The organism is Ensifer sp. Root954 (assembly GCF_001429005.1).
Taxonomy (GTDB): Bacteria; Pseudomonadota; Alphaproteobacteria; order Rhizobiales; family Rhizobiaceae; genus Ensifer; species Ensifer adhaerens.
The window spans coordinates 536790-558121 of record NZ_LMJM01000052.1 but is presented as its reverse complement, the minus strand read 5'-3'; the positions used below and the strand labels follow the sequence as shown (position 1 = coordinate 558121).

Sequence of the window (21332 nt, the reverse complement as noted above, 5' to 3'; positions counted from 1 at the left end):
CGGCGGTGGTAGCCGCCGGGTACCGCGTCGATACCCGCCGCTTCGCGTGCGGGCGTTTCGAAGGCGATTCCGTTTCGGCGCGATATGGGCTAAAAGCGCCGCATGGCAAAACGAGTCACCGGCCCCGAAATCGAAAAACTCATCCAGCTCCTGGCGAAAGTGCCGGGGCTCGGACCGCGTTCGGCACGCCGCGCCGCCCTGCATCTCGTCAAGAAGAAGGACCAGTTGCTGGGTCCGCTCGCCGACGCGATGGGCGAAGCGCACCGCAAGGTCCGCATCTGTTCCTGCTGCGGCAATGTCGATACGATCGATCCCTGCACCGTTTGTTCGGACGAGCGTCGCGACCACTCCGTTCTCATCGTTGTCGAGGACGTGTCCGATCTCTGGGCACTGGAACGCGCCGGCGCTATGAACGCCGCCTATCATGTGCTCGGCGGCACGCTCTCGCCGCTCGACGGCGTCGGCCCCGACGATCTCAACATCAAGGGTCTCGTCCAGCGCGTCGCCAATGGCGGCGTCCGCGAGCTGATCATCGCCGTCAATGCCACCGTCGAGGGCCAGACGACGGCGCACTACATCACCGACCAGCTCGAAGGCATGGAGGTGAAGATCACCCGGCTTGCCCATGGCGTGCCGGTCGGCGGCGAGCTCGACTATCTCGACGAAGGCACCTTGGCGGCTGCCCTTCGCGCCCGCACGTCGATCTGAGCGTCATTTCGGACGCTGCAATCCAACCGATGGGGAAGCCTTATGCTGAGACTTCTTTCACTGACGACCTTGCTGCTCTGTGGCTGGCTGGGGCTCGCGCAAGCCGCGACCAAAGCCGACGTCGAGGCGCAGTTTCGTACCTGGCTGCAGAATGATCTGTGGCCGGAGGCGAAGAAGGCCGGCATTTCCGCCGGATCCTTCAAGGCGGCCTTTTCCGACGTGAAGCTCAACTGGGACCTGCCGGATCTGGCGCCGCCCGGCTTCCCGAAGCCGAAGGAACAGAAGCAGAGCCAGGCGGAGTTTTCCTCGCCCGGAAACTACTTCTCGGAAAAGCGTCTGCAGGGGCTCGCCGCCACCGGCCGCAGCCTGGCTTCCACCCATGCGTCGACCCTGAAGAAGATCGAGCGCACCTATGGCGTGCCGGGCTCGGTGATCGTTGCCATCTGGGGCCGCGAATCCGGCTTCGGCCGCGCCAAGATCCCTTATCCGGTGGTCGATGTGCTCGCGACCAAGGCGTTTATGTCGACGCGGCCAGACCTGTTTCGCCGCGAGCTGATCGCGGCACTGCACATTCTCGACAGCGGCGATGTCGACGAGGCGGCGATGCGCGGCTCCTGGGCCGGCGCGATGGGTCAGCCGCAGTTCATGCCGTCGAGCTTCCTGCAATATGCCGTCGATTTCGATGGCGACGGCCGCCGCGACATCTGGAATTCGGTGCCAGACAGCCTGGCGTCGATCGCCAACTATCTGGTCAAGAAGGGCTGGCAGCGCGAGCGTGACTGGGGCTTCGAAGTATCGATTCCCGAAGCCGTCTCCTGCGCGCAGGAAGGGCCGGACCTCGCCCAGCCCCTGTCGAGTTGGGCGAACAAGGGGATCGTCAGGATTTCCGGCAAGGCCTTTCCGTCGCACGAATTGTCCGCATCTTCGATGATGCTGGTGCCCGCTGGTCGCCATGGGCCGGAGTTTATCGTCACGCCGAATTTCTACGTGCTCAAGGAATACAACAACTCCGACCTCTACGCGCTCTTCATCGGCAACCTCGCCGACCGCATTGCGACGGGCGGCGGCGCGTTCCGCGGCACCTGGGGCGACGTCGGCAACATGCTGCGCTCGGACGTTCTGAAGATGCAGAAGGCGCTGGTTGCCAAGGGCTACGACGTCGGCAAGGTCGATGGTCTCCCCGGCTACAAGACGCGCCGTTCGCTCGGCGACTGGCAGGCAAAGAGCGGCCTTGCCGCCACCTGCTTCCCCGATGCTTCGCTGAAGGCGAAGCTGCGATAGAGCCAATTGCAGCCGGAGGCACTGGTGTGCCGACTGCCGAAAAGAAAAGGCCCCGTCACCGGGGCCTTTTTCGTTGTATGGTCGAGATCGGCGCGAGGGCCGGCACAAGCTAGTGCATGTCCACATTCACCTGGCGCTTGTAGCGCTCGTAATGGGTCGGCACGATCGTCTGGCGCTCGATCATCCGGTGCACGCGCGGTGGTGCTTTGCCGCTATGCAGCGCCGTCAGCCTGTCGCCGACGGCCGCGTCCGCCTGGGTGCGCCGCTGGTTGTGACGCACATATTCGACCCAGGTCGGCACGTGGTAGGTCTCCGTCCAGGTGGTCGGGTTTTCGAGGTCGCGCATCAGCGCCCAGTGTCCGGCGCCGTCACGGATGCGGATACGCCGCCGTTCCGCCATGGTGGTCAGGAACTCCGGGATGTCGTCGTCGGCGATTTCGTAGTCGATCATGATGACGATCGGGCCGCTGCGCGGTTTCAGGTCCAGTTCGAGCGGCGGCTCGTTGAAGCGGTTCAGCGGATCGAGGTTGAGCGAGGTGAATTCCGGCAAGGGCAGGCGGAAGCCGACCACGACGCCGGCGAACATCAGCAGACAGGAGCCCATCAACGCGTTGGCCGCGCCATATTGCTCGGCGGCCGTACCCCAGAGCCAGCTGCCGCCGGCGATGCCGCCGAAGGTCATGGTCTGGTAGAGCGAAAGGGCCCGGCCAACCACCCAGCGCGGCGTCGAAAGCTGCACCGTGGTGTTGAACAGCGACAGCGCCAGCACCCAACAGGCGCCGGAGATGAGCAGCACGAGACAGCTCAGCCAGGCATAGGTGCTCCAGGCCGTGATCGCGGCGCTGGCGGCAAAGCCGGTGAAGGCGATGCGCACGATCGCCTCGCTCGAAAGCTTCTCGCGCAGGCGGGCGGAGAGCAGCGCCCCGCCGATCGCGCCAAGGCCGAAGGCGCCGAGCATCAGACCGTAGGTGAGCGGCCCACCCTGAACGAGGTCGCGGGCGACGAGCGGCAGAAGAGCAAGGATGGCGCTTGCCGAAAGGCCGAAGAGGAAGCCGCGCAAGAGAACCTTGCCGATGTTCGGCGACATCGCGACGTAGCGCAGGCCAGCCGAAATGGCGCGCCCCAGCGTCTCGCGCGGCAACGTGCTCGTCGGCACCTCGCGACGCCAGCGCACCAGCGCAAAAAGGATGGCGAAATAGCTGAGCGTATTGGCGAAGAAGGCAGCCGCCGCACCGAGCGCCGCGACGATGGCGCCGCCGATCGCCGGGCCGACGCTTCGGGTGATGTTGAAGCCCATGCTGTTGAGCGCGACCGCTGCCGGCAGGTCTTCGCGCGGAACCATGTCGCCGACCGACGCCTGCCAGGACGGGTTGTTGAGCGCCGTGCCGCAGCCGATGAGGAAGGTGAAGAGCAGGAGCAGCCAGGGCGTGATCAGCCCGACATAGGCACAGATCGTCAAGAGCGCCGAGACGAAGAGCATGAAACACTGCGCCACCAGCATGATCCGCCGCCGGTCGAAATTGTCGGCAAGCGCGCCAGAGACAAGCGAGAAAAGCATGATCGGCAGCGAGGTCGAAGCCTGCACCAGCGCCACCATATTCGCCGACGAGGAAATGGAGGTCATCAGCCAGGCGGCCCCGACCGATTGAATGAGGCCGCCGAAATTGGAGGCGAGGCTCGCGATCCATATCGTGCGGAAGATGTCGTGCTTGAAGGGGGCAAGCGGCGAAATACGGGTTGGCACCTCGTCTTCTCTCTTCGTTTCTTGATTGTCGTCTCGAAGCGGTTCGTCTCCTGTTATAGGCCCGACAACGCGAAGTGCCACCCGCTGAAACTGACCTTGTTGGCGAAGATGCTCGCCGGCGGTTCGTCCGGCCATTTGCGTCGGACGGCCCAATGCCTTGCAATTTGCGGCGATGGGGCGTATATGAGCCTCAAATTCTTGATCGGTAGATGAAGAGTGGGCCCGTCAGGACCCGCTCTTTTTTATTAGCCGGTCCGATGAGGAGATGATCGTTTGTCCGATACGACAACGGCTGAAAATGCAAATGAACCCCGCCTGATCACCGAAACCGGTCTCGACCAGCGCGTCGCCGACATCATCGAGCCGGTGATCGTGCCGATGGGTTACCAGCTCGTGCGCGTGCGCATGTCGGGCCAGAACGGCATGACGCTGCAGATCATGGCAGAGCGCACCGACGGCACCATGACCGTCGAGGACTGCGAAGAGATCTCCAAGGCCATTTCGCCGGTGCTCGATGTGGAAGATCCGATCGACAAGGCGTATCATCTCGAAGTGTCGTCGCCGGGCATCGATCGCCCGATGGTGCGCAAGTCCGACTTCTTCCGCTGGCAGGGTCACCTGCTGAAATGCGAGACGTCGGTTCTGGTCGATGGCCGCAAGCGATTCCGCGGCAAGATCGTTTCTGTCGATGACGACGGTTTCCGGCTTGAGCGCGACCAGGTGGCCTATGGCGAGGAGCCCGTCGTCGTGATCCCGTTCACCACGCTTTCCGAAGCGCGGCTGATCCTGACCGACGATCTGATCCGCGATGCGCTGACGGCCGACAAGAAGGCCAAGGCTGCGCGTGCCGCGAACGAGAATTTCGAAGACGAAGATTCACCTATTGAGGAATAAGTCGGGCGGAGCTTGAAAGCCCCCTGCAACCCAACGGAGACAAGACATGGCAGTCAGTGCTAACCGGCTCGAGCTTCTGCAGATCGCGGATGCTGTCGCGCGTGAAAAGGTGATCGACCGCGAGATCGTTCTGGCCGCGATGGCCGACGCGATCCAGAAGGCCGCCCGCTCGCGCTATGGGTCGGAATCGAACATCCGCGCCGACATCAACTCCAAGACTGGCGAAATCCGCCTGCAGCGTCTTCTGGAAGTGGTCGAGAAGGCTGACGACTACTCCACGCAGATCCCGCTCGAGCTTGCTCGCGATCGCAATCCGGACGCCAAGCTCGGTGACTTCATCGCCGACCCGCTGCCGCCGATGGATTTTGGCCGCATCGCCGCCCAGTCGGCCAAGCAGGTCATCGTGCAGAAGGTGCGTGAAGCCGAGCGCGACCGTCAGTTCGACGAGTTCAAGGATCGCGTCGGCGAGATCGTCAACGGCACGGTCAAGCGCGTCGAATACGGCAACGTCATCGTCGACCTCGGCCGTGGCGAAGGCATCATCCGTCGCGACGAGATGATCCCGCGCGAAAACATGCGCTACGGCGATCGCGTCCGCTCCTTCGTCTACGACGTTCGCCGCGAACAGCGCGGCCCGCAGATCTTCCTGTCGCGTACCCATCCGCAGTTCATGGTGAAGCTCTTCACCATGGAAGTGCCTGAAATTTACGACGGCATCATCCAGATCAAGTCGGTTGCCCGCGACCCGGGTTCGCGCGCCAAGATCGCGGTCGTCTCCAACGATAGCTCGATCGATCCGGTCGGCGCCTGCGTCGGTATGCGCGGTTCGCGCGTTCAGGCCGTCGTCGGCGAGTTGCAGGGCGAAAAGATCGACATCATTCCGTGGTCGCAGGATCCGGCATCGTTCATCGTCAACGCGCTGCAGCCGGCCGAAGTCGCCAAGGTCGTTCTCGACGAAGACGCCGAGCGCATCGAAGTGGTCGTTCCCGACGAGCAGCTGTCGCTCGCCATCGGCCGACGCGGCCAGAACGTTCGCCTCGCTTCGCAGCTGACCGGCTGGGATATCGACATCCTGACCGAGCAGGAAGAGAGCGAGCGCCGCCAGAAGGAATTCACCGAGCGCACCAACCTCTTCATGGATGCGCTCGACGTCGACGAAATGGTCGGTCAGGTGCTGGCTTCGGAAGGCTTTGCCGCCGTTGAGGAGCTTGCCTATGTCGATCTCGACGAAATTGCGTCGATCGACGGTTTCGACGACGAGACCGCCAACGAAATCCAGACCCGCGCTCGCGAGTACCTGGACCGGATCGAGGCGGAAATGGATGCCAAGCGCCGCGAACTCGGCGTTGCCGACGAACTGCGCTCAATCGACGGCCTGACGAGCCAGATGCTCGTTGCGCTGGGCGAAGAAGGCATCAAGACGGTCGAGGACTTTGCTGGTTGCGCCGCTGACGATCTCGTCGGCTGGAGCGAACGCAAGGACGGCGAGACCAAGCGTTTCGAAGGCACCTTCTCGAAGTTCGACGTCTCGCGCGCCGAAGCCGAAGCCATGATCGTTCAGGCCCGCCTCGCAGCCGGCTGGATCACGCAAGAGGACCTGGCAAGCGAAGAGGTCGAAGGTGAAGAGCCGATCGACGTTGCCGAAGGCGCCGAGCAGGACGCTTAAGGACGATGATCGCCTCTGATCATGCCGACAGCCTGCCTTCGGACGCCCTGCCCACGGATGGGGGGCCGAAGGATCGCAACGGCAGCACGCGGACCTGCATCGTCACCCGTGAAAGCGGTTCGCCAGACGAGTTGATCCGCTTCGTGGCTGGGCCAGACGGTCGCGTCGTTCCCGATCTGAAGCGTCAGCTTCCGGGGCGCGGCTGCTGGGTCAAGGCCGAGCGGGCGCTGATTGAGAAGGCGGTGGCGAAGAAGTTCTTCGCCCGCGCCCTGAAGGCGGACGTCAAGGCCGACGCGACGCTCGCCGACGATGTCGACCGGCTGCTCGCCGAGCAACTGGCCGGAATGATGAACATGGCGCGCAAGGCGGCCCAGTTCATCTCCGGCGCAACGAAGACGGAGCAGGCCGTCAGGGGACTGGCGGCACTCGCCGTGTTTCACGCGTCCGACGCTGCGGCCGACGGCGTGCGCAAGATAGACCAGGCCCGCAAGGCGATGAGCTTTGTGGCCGACGATGAAATGGAAATACCTTCGTTCCGTCCCTTCACCGGGGCGGAAATGGAGGGCCTTTTAGGAAGTAATGCTTTTATCCATGCCGCAGCGCTTGCAGGGCAGGCGGGTGAAGGTGTAGTGAAGCGCGCAATCATGCTCGAAAAGTACCGAGGATCCGTCCCGGTCCGGGCCGACGGCGGCGCTGGCAAGCCACAGCAATGACCCGCGTCACCGGCACAGTCTGGCATCGCGTACATTGTTTGAGACAATTTGGAAGACAGGGTCAGGTGATACGCATCCGGCCCTGATCGCTAGGAACGGAACGGAATGACCGACAACAACGACGACAAGACAGGCAGCGCAGCGGGCAAGAAGACGCTGACCCTGAAGCCCCACGGGGTTTCGCAGGGGACCGTGCGTCAGGACATGGGCCGTGGCCGCACCAAGGCGGTCGTGGTCGAAACCAAGAAACGCCCCTTCCACCGCCCCAAGGACGAGCGTCCGATCACACCGGTTGCTGCAGCTCCCGCTGCGCGCCCGGCCGATCAGCGCCCGGCTCAGCCGCAGCCTTCGGGTCGCCCGGCACCGCAGCCGCAGCAGCATTCGACGCGTCAGGAAGCCAACCAGGCCAATCGTCCGCGCGTCGGTGTCGTTCTGAACCAGCTATCCGCCGGTGAGATCGATGCGCGCCGCCGTGCTCTGGCCGAAGCCCAGATCCGGGACGCCGAAGAAGCGGTCATCCGCGCTGAGAACGAAGCACGCCGCAAGCGTGAGGAAGAAGCCCGTCTCCAGCAGGAGAAGGAAGAAGCCGCACGCCGCGCTGCCGAGGAAGCAGCCCGCGCGGCGGCCGAGCCCGAAGCCAAAGCCGAAGTTAAGGCCGCAGAGGTTGTTGAAGAGCGCCCCGTGGCTGCTCGCGCACCGGCTTCCACCGAGCGTCGCGTTGACAGCCGCCCGCAGGCAGGACGGCCCGCCGACCAGGCAGGTGGACTTCCGACCCCGGCTCCGGCCGGCGCACTGCGCGGCCGTAAGGTCGACAACGAAAAGGATGACGATCGTGGTCCGCGTCCCGGCGCAGGTCCGGCGCGCGGCAAGGTCGTGCGTCCCGAGCCTGCCAAGGTTCCGGCCCGCCCGAAGGGCGACGACGGCCGCCGCCAGGGCAAGCTGACACTGACCACCGCTGCCGACGAGGATAGCGGCCAGCGCGCCCGTTCGCTGTCGGCCATGCGTCGCCGCCAGGAGAAGTTCAAGCGCAGCCAGATGCAGGAAACCCGCGAGAAGATTTCGCGCGAAGTCATCCTGCCCGAGACCATCACCATTCAGGAGCTGTCGCAGCGCATGTCTGAGCGCGCCGTTGACGTCATCAAGTTCCTGATGAAGGAAGGTCAGATGATGAAGCCCGGCGATCTGATCGATGCCGACCTGGCCGAACTCATCGCCGGCGAATTCGGCCACACGGTCAAGCGCGTTTCGGAATCCGACGTCGAAGAGGGCATCTTCAACGTTTCGGACACGGACGAAGAAATGGAACCGCGTCCGCCGATCGTCACGATCATGGGTCACGTCGACCACGGCAAGACCTCGCTGCTCGATGCGATCCGCCACGCCAACGTGGTGGCCGGCGAAGCCGGTGGCATCACCCAGCACATCGGCGCCTACCAGGTCGAGCAGAACGGCAACAAGATCACCTTCATCGACACCCCCGGCCACGCGGCGTTCACCGCCATGCGTGCTCGCGGTGCCCAGGCGACCGATATCGCGATCCTGGTGGTTGCGGCTGACGACAGCGTGATGCCGCAGACGATCGAATCGATCAACCACGCCAAGGCGGCCGGTGTTCCGATCATCGTGGCGATCAACAAGGTCGACAAGCCGTCGGCAAATCCGCAGAAGGTTCGCACCGAACTGCTGCAGCACGAAGTCTTCGTCGAATCCATGGGCGGTGAAGTCCTCGACGTGGAAGTGTCCGCCAAGAACGGCACCAACCTCGACAAGCTGCTCGAAGCGATCCTGCTTCAGGCGGAAATCCTCGACCTGCGCGCCAATCCGAACCGGACGGCCGAAGGTACGGTCGTGGAAGCCGAGCTTGACCGCGGTCGCGGTGCGGTTGCCACCGTCCTCGTTCAGAAGGGCACGTTGCGTCCGGGTCAGATCATCGTCGCCGGTGATCAGTGGGGCCGTGTGCGCGCGCTCGTCAACGACAAGGGCGAACACGTCAAGGAAGCCGGTCCGTCCATGCCGGTCGAGGTTCTCGGCCTGTCCGGTACGCCGGCAGCCGGCGACAAGTTCGCCGTCGTCGAGAACGAAAGCCGTGCTCGCGAGATCTCCGAGTACCGCCAGCGTCTCGCCCGTGAGAAGCAGGTTGCCCGTCAGTCCGGCTCGCGCGGTTCGCTCGAGCAGATGATGACCCAGCTCCAGACCTCCGGTCTCAAGGAGTTCCCGCTGGTCATCAAGGGTGACGTGCAGGGTTCGATCGAAGCGATCGCCGGTGCTCTCGACAAGCTCGGAACCGACGAAGTGCGTGCGCGCATCGTGCATTCGGGTGCCGGCGGTATCACCGAGTCCGATATCTCGCTCGCCGAGGCATCGAACGCCGCGATCATCGGCTTCAACGTCCGCGCCAACTCGCAGGCCCGTTCGGCCGCCGAGCGTGCCGGCATCGAAATCCGCTACTACAACATCATCTACGATCTGGTAGATGACGTGAAGGCGGCGATGTCGGGCCTGCTCTCGCCAGAGCGTCGCGAAACCTTCCTCGGCAACGCCGAGATCCTGGAGGTGTTCAACATCACCAAGGTCGGCAAGGTCGCGGGTTGCCGCGTCACCGAAGGCAAGGTCGAGCGTGGCGTCGGCGTCCGTCTGGTTCGCGACAACGTCGTTATCCACGAAGGCAAGCTCAAGACCCTCAAGCGCTTCAAGGACGAAGTCTCGGAAGTCAATGTCGGTCAGGAATGCGGCATGGCCTTCGAGAACTACGAAGACATCCGCGCCGGCGATACGATCGAGTGCTTCCGCGTCGAGCATATCACCCGGACGCTCTAATGGGCCTGAAAGCCCGGCAAATCTGCACAACGGCGGCCTTGGCCGCTGTTGTGTCGTTTTGGTGGACGCCGGTCTTCGCGGAAGTCTGCGACAAGATCTATCCCGAATGGGATGGTCAGAAATTCTCGGTTCTCAACGAGGTGGCCGCTTTTCTGACCAATTGGGTCGGCCTGGCGGCGCTTTTCTGTCTGGTTACCGGTTCAGCGGTTTTGCGCCTTCGGGCGCTGCTTTGGGTCGGGAGCCTTCTCGGCGGCCTCCTCCTCCTGGTGGCCATCATGTCCTGGGGAGATGCCGAGCACCAGGTATGGCAGTCGGCCATCAATGAGGGTTGCGCACATCCGCAGTTCGAACTGATCCAATTGCTGTCCGCGCTCGTGTTGACGGCTACGGGCGTCTTTCTGGGACTGCGTCGAAGAAAGCGGGCGCAGGAAATCAGAGCTACCCGTGCCTGAGGCACGGAAGGTATATTACGCTGAAGAGTAAAACGGTTTGCCGCCCCGAGCGGGCGCAATACCTTGGAAAGCAACGACCATGAGCAAAGCCACATCCTCTGCCCCCTCACAGCGCATGCTGCGCGTCGGCGAACAGGTGCGCGCTGCCATCACCCAGGTTCTGCAACGCGGCGAGGTCCGCGATCCGGTGATCGAGAAGACCGTCATCGCGATTTCGGAAGTGCGCATGTCACCGGATCTGAAGATCGCCACGGCCTATGTCACGCCGCTTGGCGTGCCCAACCATGCCGAGGTCATCGACGCGCTCAACCGCAATGCCAAGTACATTCGCGGCCGCCTCGGCCCGCAGCTGCGACAGATGAAATACATGCCCGACGTTCGTTTCCGCGACGATACGAGCTTCGACAATTACAAGAAGATCGACGAGCTCTTGCGTTCGCCGGAAGTTAGCCGCGATCTCGACCAGACCAGCGAAGACGAAGAATAGTAGATTTCATGTCCAAACCGCGTAAGCCCAAGGGCCGTCCGATCTCGGGCTGGCTGATCCTCGACAAGCCGCTCGACTTCGGCTCCACCGAAGCTGTCTCGAAGATCAAGTGGCTGTTCAAGGCCCAGAAGGCCGGCCATGCCGGCACGCTCGATCCGCTGGCCTCCGGCATGTTGCCGATCGCGCTTGGCGATGCGACGAAGACCGTTCCTTACGTCATGGACGGCCGCAAGATCTACGAATTCACCGTCGCCTGGGGCGAGGAACGCTCCACCGACGATCTCGAAGGCGAAGTAACCCATTCCTCGGCCGAACGGCCGAACGAAGAGGCAATCCGCGCGCTTCTGCCGAAATACACCGGCGTCATCAGCCAGGTGCCGCCGCAGTTCTCGGCGATCAAGATCGATGGCGAGCGCGCCTATGATCTCGCCCGCGACGGCGAGACGGTCGAAATCCCGGCCCGCGAGGTCGAGGTCCACCGGCTGACTCTGCTGGGTGCCGCACCCAACCTGGCCCACTTCGAAATCGAATGTGGCAAGGGCACTTATGTGCGCTCGCTCGCCCGCGACATGGGCCGCGACCTCGGCTGTTTCGGCCACATCGCGTCGCTGCGCCGCACCTTCGTCGCGCCCTTCGGCGAAGAGGACATGGTGCCGCTTGCCGACCTGGTGGCGTTGGAAAAGATCGAGGACGACCAGGAACGTCTGGCGGCACTCGATGCCTATCTGATCGAGACCGGCGAGGCGCTTTCCAGCCTGCCGCACGTGCCTGTCAATGACGACCAGGCGCACCGTCTGAGGATGGGCAATCCCATTATCCTGCGCGGCCGCGACGCACCGCTGGCGACGCCCGAGGCCTATGCCACGGCGCGCGGCAAGCTGGTCGCGATCGGTGAGATCGCCGAGGGCGAATTCCGCCCCAAGCGCGTCTTCGCCGGAAGCTAAGCACCCGGAACCATTTGCCTTTGCTTTATCCTTGACGCATGATCCCGGCATGGGTTCCCAGTCCATCCGAGGTGATTCCGTTTCCGTATCGCGTTTCGTTGCCGTTTGGCGGTTGCGCCGCTTGCGGCGGCGTGCGCCGAAGGCGTTGATGCCGCCGGCAGGGAACCGCAAGGGACGTTGCAGGTGACCGGTGTGACGGAGGAAGGAAAGCGCAGGGCAAGCGATGGCCTGGCGGCGATGGTTGATCGCGCCCGTCATCGGCTGACCCGCCCGTTCAGTTTCTATCTGACGTCGCTGCTGCTGGTCGCCATCGTTCCGGCCTTCATCTTCTCGCTGGTCGTGCTGAAGCGCAGCGTCGACGCGCAGGAACAGGTCATCACCTCGCTGCTGCAGGCCTCGACCGGATCGGTGACGCGCATCGTCGAGCGCGATATCGAGGGCATGTTGACGACGCTGAAGGTGCTGTCGACCTCGCGGGCGATTGAGGACGACAATTTGCAAGCCTTCTACGAGAGAGCCTCGACGGCGCTCGCGCAGACGGATTCCTACCTGATCGTCATGGATCGCAAGCACGAGCAGCGGCTTAACACCCGCGTCCCCTTCGGCACTGAGCTTGGCAAGGGGTCGGATGCGGACTCCATCGAGCGCGCCTTCACCAATAGCGGCGCGCCGCTCGTCTCCAACGTCTTCTTCGGCAAGACCGCCGGAAAATGGGTGTTCAACGTTTATCTGCCGGCAAAACTCTCGACCGGTGAGGAGTATCTGCTGGCGTTGACGCAAAACGCCGAGAACATGGCCAAGGCCGTCAACCGCGATACGCTGTCGCCTGGTTGGAACGCGGCCCTCGTCGACGGCGCGGGAAAGGTCATCATCTCCTCGGACGCGGCGGTCAAGGCCGGGGAGCCGTTCTTCCTCGACAAGGTTCCGGCGATCAGCATCGGCGTTCGCAACATCAAGGAGAACGGCACGGAGTACCGGGTGGCGACCGAATTCTCGGTGATCACCGGCTGGCGGATCATCGCCTGGGCGCCGCGGGCGATCGTCGATGCTCCGGCCGTCTGGTCGTTCCTGTGGCTTTCGCTCGGCGGCATCATCTTTGCCGGCATCGCGATCGCCGGTTCGCTGGCAATCGCGCGGCTGTTGTCGCAGGGCGTCAAGCTCGTGGCGCAGGATGCCCGCCGCCTTGGCGCCGGCGAGCGGATCGAGCCGCGCCCGCATATGATCGCCGAGGTCGAACAGGTCTCGGCAGCTCTGGCCCGTGCGGCGGCCGCGCGCACCAAGGCGGAGAGCGAAATCCGTTTCTTGATGCGCGAGGTGGCGCACCGCTCGAAGAACCAGCTGACGGTGATCCAGTCCATGCTGAACCAGTCGGTCTATTCGGCCGAGAGTGCCGCTGATTTCGCCGACAGTTTCCGCAAGCGCATCGCCGGGCTCGCCCGCTCCACCGACCTTATGATCGCCAACGCCGCCCAAGGGGTCGATTTCCGGGAACTGGCCCAGAACCAGCTGCAGCCATTCACGCCTGACGATCCGAGGCGGGTGATCCTGTCCGGCCCGCCTTTGCGGCTCGAGACCCAGATCGCCCAGACGCTCGGCATGGCGCTGCACGAGCTCGCGACCAATGCGACCAAATATGGCGCGCTCGCCAACACCTCAGGCGTCGTCAAGCTGAGCTGGTCGCTGGAGGATGAGGGCATTGCTATACGCTGGCGGGAGGAGGGAGCCGATCTCGCGGGCAAGCCCTCAGATCCGATCCGCAAGGGGTTTGGCACGCTCGTGCTCGAACGCATGCTCGGCATGGCCCTGAATGCGGGGCTCGAGCGGATGATGCATGCCGACGGCATCGAGTGGCGGATCACCGTGCCGCGACCGGCCGAAGGGGATGACGCGCCATGACCTGCCGCCGTCACTTTTTCTCCCTCGATCGGGGCCGAACTCCTCCCGATCGCGGCCGAATGAAATCGCCGCCGATGCACCCGTTCCCGACCGGCAATTGAGGTCTTCCGCCGGCCCTCCCGGGCGCCGGTCCATGACCCTTTCCTTTTTCATCCAATTCGTTTATAGGCACGCCAGCAAAAGGCGCATGCCCGTTGCATTCACGGCCGCAGCTGGACGACATCCCGGCTGACGGCGTCCCGAAATCCTCGAAATCGAAAGGATCATCCGATGTCGATTGCTGCAGAGCGTAAGGCTCAGCTCATCAAGGAATTTGCAACCGTTGAAGGCGACACCGGTTCTCCGGAAGTCCAGGTTGCTATCCTGACGGAACGGATCAACAACCTGACCGAACACTTCAAGGGCCACAAGAAGGATAACCATTCCCGCCGTGGTCTGCTCGCGATGGTTTCCAGCCGTCGTTCGCTCCTCGACTATCTGAAGAAGAAAGACGAAGCGCGCTACACCAAGCTGATCGGTGCCCTGGGCATCCGTCGCTAAGCGACTTATCCGGCGGGTCTTTGCGGCCCGCCGGCTTTTTTATGGAGCGTTGAACGCTCGACGATTAAACTCTCCAGCCGCATAGGAACGTGGCTAAACGAGAGAATCCAGCGAGCCGGATGGGCCGGTATCGCGGATCAACCGATGGCCCGTCATGGGGCAGGATTGCAGGATGCTTCGGCCCCTGCTTGCCGGAAACGCCGCTGAAAGCGGATGGTCGGGCAAAGCGGAAAACAGCCGATTAAAGCGTGAAGCCTCCCGTTGTCTTGCCCGTGATGCGCCATTTCATGCGGCCCTTCGACCGCCCGCGCTGTAACAGCCGCGGAGAGGTCCGCCGCACACGAAGGACAGAACATGTTCGATACCCACAAGGTTGAAATCGAATGGGCTGGGCGTCCGCTCAAGCTCGAAACCGGCAAGATCGCCCGTCAGGCTGACGGCGCCGTTCTCGCCACCTACGGCGAAACCGTCGTTCTCGCCACCGTCGTTTCGGCCAAGTCGCCGAAGCCGGGCCAGGACTTCTTCCCGCTGACCGTCAACTACCAGGAAAAGACCTACGCCGCCGGCAAGATCCCGGGTGGCTACTTCAAGCGCGAAGGTCGTCCGAGCGAAAACGAAACGCTCGTCTCGCGCCTGATCGACCGTCCGATCCGTCCGCTCTTCCCCGATGGCTACAAGAACGACACCCAGGTCATCGTCACGGTCATGCAGCATGACCTCGAAAACAACCCCGACGTCCTGTCGATGGTCGCCGCTTCTGCAGCGCTGACGCTGTCGGGCATCCCCTTCATGGGCCCGATCGGTGGCGCGCGCGTCGGCTACATCAACGGCCAGTACGTTCTGAACCCGCATCTCGACGAGATGGACGAATCGACCCTCGACCTCGTCGTCGCCGGCACCCAGGAAGCGGTGCTGATGGTCGAATCCGAAGCCAAGGAACTGCCGGAAGACGTTATGCTCGGCGCCGTCGTCTTCGGTCAGAAGGGCTTCCAGCCGGTCATCGACGCCATCATCAAGCTCGCTGAAGTCGCTGCCAAGGAGCCGCGCGAATTCGAAGCCGAAGATCATTCCGCTCTCGAAAACGCCATGCTCTCGCTTGCCGAAGACGAGCTGCGCAACGCCTACAAGATCACCGAGAAGGCTGCCCGTTACGCTGCCGTCGACGCCGTCAAGGCCAAGGTGAAGGCACACTTCCTGCCTGAGGGCATCGAGAACCCGGCCCATTCGGCCGAAGAAATCGGCGCCGTCTTCAAGCACCTGCAGGCCAAGATCGTTCGCTGGAACATCCTCGACACCAAGAGCCGCATCGACGGCCGCGATCTGGAAACCGTTCGCCCGATCGTGTCGGAAGTCGGCGTTCTGCCGCGCACCCACGGTTCGGCGCTGTTCACCCGCGGCGAAACGCAGGCGATCGTCGTTGCCACGCTCGGCACCGGCGAAGACGAACAGTACGTCGACAGCCTGACCGGCATGTACAAAGAACGCTTCATGCTGCACTACAACTTCCCGCCCTTCTCGGTCGGCGAAACCGGCCGCATGGGCTCCCCGGGCCGTCGCGAAATCGGTCACGGCAAGCTCGCCTGGCGCGCTATCCGCCCGATGCTCCCGGAAGCCGAGCAGTTCCCCTACACGCTGCGCGTCGTTTCCGAGATCACCGAGTCCAACGGCTCGTCCTCGATGGCCACCGTCTGCGGCACCTCGCTCGCTCTCATGGACGCCGGCGTTCCGCTCGCAAAGCCGGTTGCCGGTATCGCCATGGGCCTGATCAAGGAAGATGAGCGCTTCGCCGTTCTCTCCGACATTCTCGGCGACGAAGACCACCTCGGCGACATGGACTTCAAGGTTGCCGGTACCGACGCCGGCATCACCTCGCTCCAGATGGACATCAAGATCGAGGGCATCACCGAAGAGATCATGGGCATCGCGCTCAACCAGGCCAAGGGCGGCCGTCTCCACATCCTCAGCGAAATGGCCAAGGCCATTTCCGAAAGCCGTGGCCAGCTCGGCGAGTTCGCCCCGCGCATCGAAGTCATGAACATTCCGGTCGACAAGATCCGCGAAGTCATCGGTTCGGGTGGCAAGGTCATCCGCGAAATCGTCGAAAAGACCGGCGCCAAGATCAACATCGAAGACGACGGCACCGTGAAGATCGCCTCCTCGTCCGGCAAGGAAATCGAAGCGGCCCGCAAGTGGATCCACTCGATCGTCGCCGAGCCGGAAGTCGGCCAGGTCTACGAAGGTACCGTTGTGAAGACCGCCGACTTCGGCGCCTTCGTCAACTTCTTCGGCGCCCGTGACGGTCTCGTCCACATCTCGCAGCTCGCCTCCGAGCGCGTCGCCAAGACGACCGACGTCGTCAAGGAAGGCGACAAGGTTTGGGTCAAGCTCATGGGCTTCGACGAGCGCGGCAAGGTTCGCCTGTCGATGAAGGTCGTCGACCAGGCCACCGGCAAGGAAATCGTTGCCGAAAAGTCTGAAAAGAAGGGCGACGGCGAAGCCGCTGAATAAGCGCGCTTCACCCGAATGCATTTGGGGCGCGGGGCGGATCGCTCCGCGCCCCTTTCTTGTAGGAAGATGACGGATAGACCGATGAGCCGAGATTCGTTGAAGACCCTGTTTTACCCGTTCGACAGCGGCGTGATCGACCCGCCGGGCGAGGGCGAGCGCGTGCTGTTCCTCGGCGCCGAGGCGGGCTACAGGCTGCCGCAGGGCTTCGAGGCGTCGATCTCGGCGGTGCAGCCGCTGCGGCCGCTCTATCGCGCCCTGGAAGCCGCCCGCGCCGACGTGGCGCCTGAAATCACCGGCGAGGACTACGACGTCACGCTGATCCTCTGCGGCAAGCACAAGGGCGAGAACGAAGACCGGATCGCCGAGGCGCTGAAGCGCACGCGCGAGGGCGGTCTGATCGTTGTTGCCGGCGGCAAGGAAGATGGCATCCAGTCGCTGAAGAAGCGCATCGCCAAGTTCGAATGGGACGGCGACCATCTGCCGAAGTATCACGGCGTCGCCTTCTGGTTCACCCGCCCGGAAGATGTCACCGAGGCAGTACAAAAGCTTGCCAAGGTGCCGGTACGCGTCGACGGTCTGTTCGAGGCCTCGCCCGGCATGTTTTCGCACGACCGCATCGATGCGGGCTCCGAGCTGCTGGCGTCGCGTCTGCCGAACGATTTCCATGGCCACGCCGCCGATTTCGGCGCTGGCTGGGGCTATCTCGCAGCCAAGCTTGCTGAAGCGTCACCGGGCACCAAGGGGGTCGATCTCTTCGAGGCCGATCACGAGGCGCTCGAGGCGGCCCGCGTCAACATGATGGCGAACGCGCCGCGCATGCCGGCCCGTTTCTACTGGTTCGACCTGACGAGCGAAGAGCCGCGCGACAAGTACGACCTCATCGTCATGAATCCGCCCTTCCATGAAGGCCACGCGGCTGAGCCGTCGCTCGGCGTCGCCATCATCAAGACGGCGCTGAAGGCGCTGAAGCAGGGTGGCAAGCTGATGATGGTCGCCAATCGTGGCCTTCCCTACGAGCAGGTGCTGGCGGAAAATTCCAAGGAATATGGCGAGACCTGCCGCAACGCCCGATTCAAGGTGCTCTGGGCCAAGCGCTGAGACGCCGCAGGACGCATTTTGCGCCATCCGAGAATGGAAAAAGCCGGGCAGATGACCCGGCTTTTTTGCATCTGGCTGCAAGTCAGACTTAGCCCGTTGCCTTCGTCGCAGATCCGGCTCACCATGTGCCCGGTTTTACTGCCGGAGGATGAGTTCCATGACGTCGGGAGTGAACAGGCCGCCCTTGAGCGAGGATGCGGCCGAAGCTATTGCCAAGGACATCAAGCAGGGCGAGGGACATGGCGCGACCTCCGAGGTGCCCATGTCGTTCTTGCAGAGCCTCTATCGCTCGCCGCTTGACCCGGCGCGCCGGACCCATACGGGCTTCGTCGTGCTGGCGGTCATCGTGGCTCTGCTCGTGCTGTTCGTCCTGATTTGAGCTTGCCGGCAAAAGGCAGGCGGACCGGCGCGCGCCTCAGCCGCGCCTTCTCGCGACGACCAATAGCCCCGCAAGGGCGGCGCAGAGCAGGCCGAGTGACAACGGCAACCCGTGGTGTCCCGTCACTTGCATGACAAGTCCCGTTGCTGGCGAGCCAACCATGCCGCCGAGGCCCCAGGCGAAGGCAAAGGCGGCGTTGCCGGCGATCAGGGTCAGGCCGCTGAACCGCTCGCCGAGCTGGATCAGCGACAGGGTATAGATCCCGAACGTCACCCCGCCTCAGACGAAAACAAGCGGCCAGATGAGCCAGCTTTCGAACAGCCATGGCAGCAGCAGGCAGCCGGCCAGGGAGGAAAGCACGCAGAACAGCATCGTCTGCCTCGATCCCCTGCGTTCGGAGAGGCGCCCGAGCAGGATCTGCAACGACGCGTTGCCGGCAATGAAGCAGGTGATGAGCGGCGCGACGCGCTCCTCATTGCTGCCAAGCGCTGCGCCATAGACCGCAAGCAGCGAAAGCAGGGTCTGCTCGAAGGCCGCAGCCGTTGCGACTGCAAACAGCAACAAAGGCGCCAGCGCGAAAAACCCGGCGACGGACGTTGCTTCCCCATCCTGCGGCATCTCCGGCAGGCGCGACACCAGGGCAAGCAAGATCAGGCCGCAGGCGACAAAGGCCACGATGCCGATCAGGAACGGCGACCAGCCCGCCGTTCCGACCATCCCGAGCGACAGCGGCCCTATGGCGAAACCGGCTGAAACGACCGAGGAATAGAGACCCATGATGCGGCCCCGGCGGGACGCGGGCGTAATGGCCACCAGCCAGGTCTCGCTGATCACGGAAAGCGGATTGGCGAAAACGCCTAGCAGAAAGCGAAGCGGCATCCAGGCCCAGACGTCGTCAGTCCACGCAATGGCGGCAAGCGTGCTGGCGGCCAGCACCGAACAGAGGATCGCGAGCCGGGCGCCGCCCAGCCGCCGCGAAAGCATCGGGATCAGAGGCGCCGACAGGATGAACCCCAGCGGCGTCATGGCCGCTGACAGGCCGATCAGGGCGGGTGCCGTCCGCTGCCGCTCCAGGATGAAGCTGAGCAGCGGATAGGTGAGCCCTTGCGCCACCGCAAAGACGGTAACGGTGGCGATGATACCCGCCATCGCCGCCCAGGGGGCTTGATCCTCGCGGAACGTCGTGATCACCTCGCCAAGGGTCGGCGCCGGTGGCGGTCGCTGGTCCGATGTCATTGCGCGGCTCACCTCAAAGCACTTGCCAGAAGGGCCTGGCGAGCTCCTCCTCGACTTGACGTCGCGTCAGGCCGATATCGTCGATCAGATGCGGATCGCCCTTGAGCTTTCGATCGAGCTCTAGGTGAAATTGGTTCCGTTCACGCCAGGCGGCGACCATCCGTTTCAGCGTCTCGACAGGGGAATGCGAACGCGTCGGGCTCCTCGGCGTCTCAGGCGCCGCCGCCTGAGGCGATGCAATGGGAGAAAAGGGGGCGTTGTTCATGACAACCTCGCTATCGGCTTTGAGGGTCGGGGGGACCCTCGATCTGAAGGAGGTTGGATTCTGCGGAATAGGATCGGCGCCGTACTTAAGCCCTTCCAAAAAGTTCTCAAAAACTTCCAAACGGGCTATAGATCGCCGCATGCAGGATACACGTTTTGCCTTTGGTCCGTTCGTGCTTGATCCGGGTGCGGGAACGCTCCTGCGGAACGATGATCCGGTTGCGGTCGGGCATCGCGGCGTGAAGCTGCTTGCGGCGCTCGTGGAAAGGCCGGGCGAAATCCTCGCCAAGACCGAGCTGATGGACGCGGCCTGGCCGGGTACGGCCGTCGAGGAAGGCAATCTCACCGTACAGATCGCACAGCTCAGGAAGCTGCTCGGCCGGGCTGCCGACGGCGGCGAGTGGATTTCAACGGTTCCGCGCATCGGCTACCGTTTCATGGGCAGTATCGAGCGGCTGGCAGGCGGGCGAAAGCCGCTGCCGTTGCCGGGCCGGCCTTCGATCGCGGTGCTGCCCTTCGTCAATCTCAGCAACGATCCCGATCAGGATTCCTTCGCGGACGGGCTGACGGAGGATCTGATCACCGATCTCTCCCGGAGCGGTGGTCTGTTCGTCATCGCCCGCAATTCCACCTTTGCCTACAAGGGCAGGGCGATGGATGTGCGCGCGATCGCCGAAGACCTCGGCGTGCGCTACCTCCTGGAAGGAAGCGCAAGGCGCGCCTCCGGACGCGTGCGCATCAACGCCCAGCTGGTCGATGCGCTGAGCGGAGAGCACCTCTGGGCCGAACGCTTCGACCGCAACCTGGAAGACATCTTTGCCGTTCAGGACGAGGTGACGGCCAAGATCGTCGAGGCGTTGCTCGGTCGGCTGCGTACCCCGCCGTCACGCAATCGCCCCAGGAGCCTCGAGGCCTATGATCTCTGCGTGCGGGCGCGCAAGCTGATCGACGATTCGCCGCAGACCGCCCGGGAAGCGCATCTGATGCTCACTCGCGCCGTTTCGCTCGACCCTGATTATGCCGAGGCCTATCGCTGGCTCGCCATGAACCACTGGATGGGGTGGGTGCACTGGGGCGAGCCGATCGTACCGACCCGCGGCATCGCCCTGGAATTGGCGCGCAAAGCCGTCGCGATCGATCCCAACGACGCCGGTTGCCGCTGGGTGCTGGCCAATCTGCTTGCCTATGAGCGCAACTTCGCCGAGGCCGACGCGGAATTTGCCAGGGCCATCGAGCTTGACCCGAACGAAGCCGACACCTGGGCGACATTGTCCGACATCACGATCCTGGCAGGCCGGGTCGAGGAAGGGCTCGAGCACATTCGCAAGGCGTTCCGGCTGAACCCCTATCCGGCAAGCTGGTACTATCTGACACTCGGCCAGGCGCAGTATGCGGCCGGAGACTACGAAGCCGCGGTCGAGACGCTGCGCAAGGACGAGACCTACCGCACCAGCTCGCGTCGCTTCCTGGCGGCGAGCCTCGCGCAATTGGGGCGGTTCGACGAGGCACGCGCCGAGGTCGACCTGTTCCTCGTCGCCAACCCGCATTTCACGACCGGTTTCTGGGCGACGACCGAGCCGTTTCGTGACGCAGCGACGCTCGCGCACTTCGTGGACGGATTCCACAAGGCCGGCCTTCCGGACTGATGATTTCTCGGGCCGTCGGGCCCTGTCGACCTCAAAAAAGAAACCCCGGCGAGGTGTCT

17 protein-coding genes and 1 pseudogene are annotated in these 21332 nt (G+C 63.6%); 15 read left to right on the top strand and 3 right to left on the bottom strand.

What is annotated here, in order from left to right; translation table 11 throughout:
- The first annotated feature begins 102 nt into the window (after positions 1-102).
- Positions 103-708: a recombination mediator RecR gene (gene recR, locus ASE71_RS33275; RefSeq protein WP_029742358.1), complete on the top strand. Its 606-nt coding sequence runs from the start codon at positions 103-105 to the stop codon at positions 706-708.
- Positions 709-750: 42 nt separating this feature from the next.
- Positions 751-1989 carry a lytic murein transglycosylase gene (locus ASE71_RS33270; protein WP_029742359.1) on the top strand — a complete coding sequence of 413 codons (1239 nt, stop codon included), beginning with the start codon at positions 751-753 and terminating at the stop codon, positions 1987-1989.
- A 109-nt stretch (positions 1990-2098) separates the two neighbouring features.
- Here ASE71_RS33270 and ASE71_RS33265 read toward each other — a convergent pair whose 3' ends face one another.
- Complete coding sequence (locus tag ASE71_RS33265) at positions 2099-3733, bottom strand: MFS transporter (protein ID WP_029742360.1); 1635 nt, start codon at positions 3731-3733, stop codon at positions 2099-2101.
- Positions 3734-4006: 273 nt separating this feature from the next.
- Between ASE71_RS33265 and rimP the strand changes: the two genes are divergently transcribed.
- The 12 genes from rimP (at position 4007) to ASE71_RS33205 (ending at position 18127) form a co-directional block, all read left to right on the top strand.
- Positions 4007-4627 (top strand): ribosome maturation factor RimP, encoded by a 621-nt coding sequence (gene rimP, locus ASE71_RS33260; RefSeq protein ID WP_029742361.1) that lies wholly within the window; start codon positions 4007-4009, stop codon positions 4625-4627.
- Between the two features lie 46 nt (positions 4628-4673).
- A complete protein-coding gene (gene nusA, locus ASE71_RS33255; RefSeq protein WP_029742362.1) occupies positions 4674-6293 on the top strand; it encodes a transcription termination factor NusA in 1620 nt (539 codons plus the stop codon).
- Between the two features lie 5 nt (positions 6294-6298).
- Positions 6299-7006, top strand: a complete 708-nt coding sequence (locus ASE71_RS33250) for an RNA-binding protein (RefSeq protein WP_029742363.1) — start codon at positions 6299-6301, stop codon at positions 7004-7006.
- A gap of 105 nt (positions 7007-7111) precedes the next feature.
- Positions 7112-9823, top strand: a complete 2712-nt coding sequence (gene infB / locus ASE71_RS33245; protein WP_034804758.1) for a translation initiation factor IF-2 — start codon at positions 7112-7114, stop codon at positions 9821-9823.
- Positions 9823-10275, top strand: a complete 453-nt coding sequence (locus ASE71_RS33240) for a hypothetical protein (protein ID WP_060519511.1) — start codon at positions 9823-9825, stop codon at positions 10273-10275. The genes infB and ASE71_RS33240 overlap by 1 nt, the downstream gene beginning before the upstream one ends.
- A gap of 79 nt (positions 10276-10354) precedes the next feature.
- Positions 10355-10762, top strand: coding sequence for a 30S ribosome-binding factor RbfA (gene rbfA / locus ASE71_RS33235; protein WP_029742366.1), 408 nt, complete (start codon positions 10355-10357; stop codon positions 10760-10762).
- Positions 10763-10770: 8 nt separating this feature from the next.
- Positions 10771-11706, top strand: coding sequence for a tRNA pseudouridine(55) synthase TruB (truB, locus tag ASE71_RS33230; RefSeq protein ID WP_034804752.1), 936 nt, complete (start codon positions 10771-10773; stop codon positions 11704-11706).
- A gap of 183 nt (positions 11707-11889) precedes the next feature.
- Complete coding sequence (locus tag ASE71_RS33225) at positions 11890-13602, top strand: sensor histidine kinase (protein WP_162251849.1); 1713 nt, start codon at positions 11890-11892, stop codon at positions 13600-13602.
- Between the two features lie 270 nt (positions 13603-13872).
- Positions 13873-14142: a 30S ribosomal protein S15 gene (gene rpsO, locus ASE71_RS33220; RefSeq protein WP_029742369.1), complete on the top strand. Its 270-nt coding sequence runs from the start codon at positions 13873-13875 to the stop codon at positions 14140-14142.
- Between the two features lie 354 nt (positions 14143-14496).
- A complete protein-coding gene (gene pnp / locus ASE71_RS33215; protein ID WP_060519513.1) occupies positions 14497-16650 on the top strand; it encodes a polyribonucleotide nucleotidyltransferase in 2154 nt (717 codons plus the stop codon).
- An 81-nt stretch (positions 16651-16731) separates the two neighbouring features.
- Complete coding sequence (locus ASE71_RS33210; protein ID WP_060519515.1) at positions 16732-17748, top strand: class I SAM-dependent methyltransferase; 1017 nt, start codon at positions 16732-16734, stop codon at positions 17746-17748.
- A gap of 157 nt (positions 17749-17905) precedes the next feature.
- A complete protein-coding gene (locus ASE71_RS33205; RefSeq protein WP_029742372.1) occupies positions 17906-18127 on the top strand; it encodes a hypothetical protein in 222 nt (73 codons plus the stop codon).
- 36 nt (positions 18128-18163) lie between these two features.
- Here ASE71_RS33205 and ASE71_RS33200 read toward each other — a convergent pair.
- Positions 18164-19363, bottom strand: a pseudogene (locus tag ASE71_RS33200) (MFS transporter).
- 13 nt (positions 19364-19376) lie between these two features.
- Entirely contained in the window at positions 19377-19628 is a 252-nt protein-coding gene (locus ASE71_RS37245; RefSeq protein WP_060519868.1) for a DUF1127 domain-containing protein, read from the bottom strand.
- A 139-nt stretch (positions 19629-19767) separates the two neighbouring features.
- Between ASE71_RS37245 and ASE71_RS33190 the strand changes: the two genes are divergently transcribed.
- Positions 19768-21273 (top strand): winged helix-turn-helix domain-containing tetratricopeptide repeat protein, encoded by a 1506-nt coding sequence (locus tag ASE71_RS33190; protein ID WP_060519517.1) that lies wholly within the window; start codon positions 19768-19770, stop codon positions 21271-21273.
- Positions 21274-21332 lie beyond the last annotated feature (59 nt).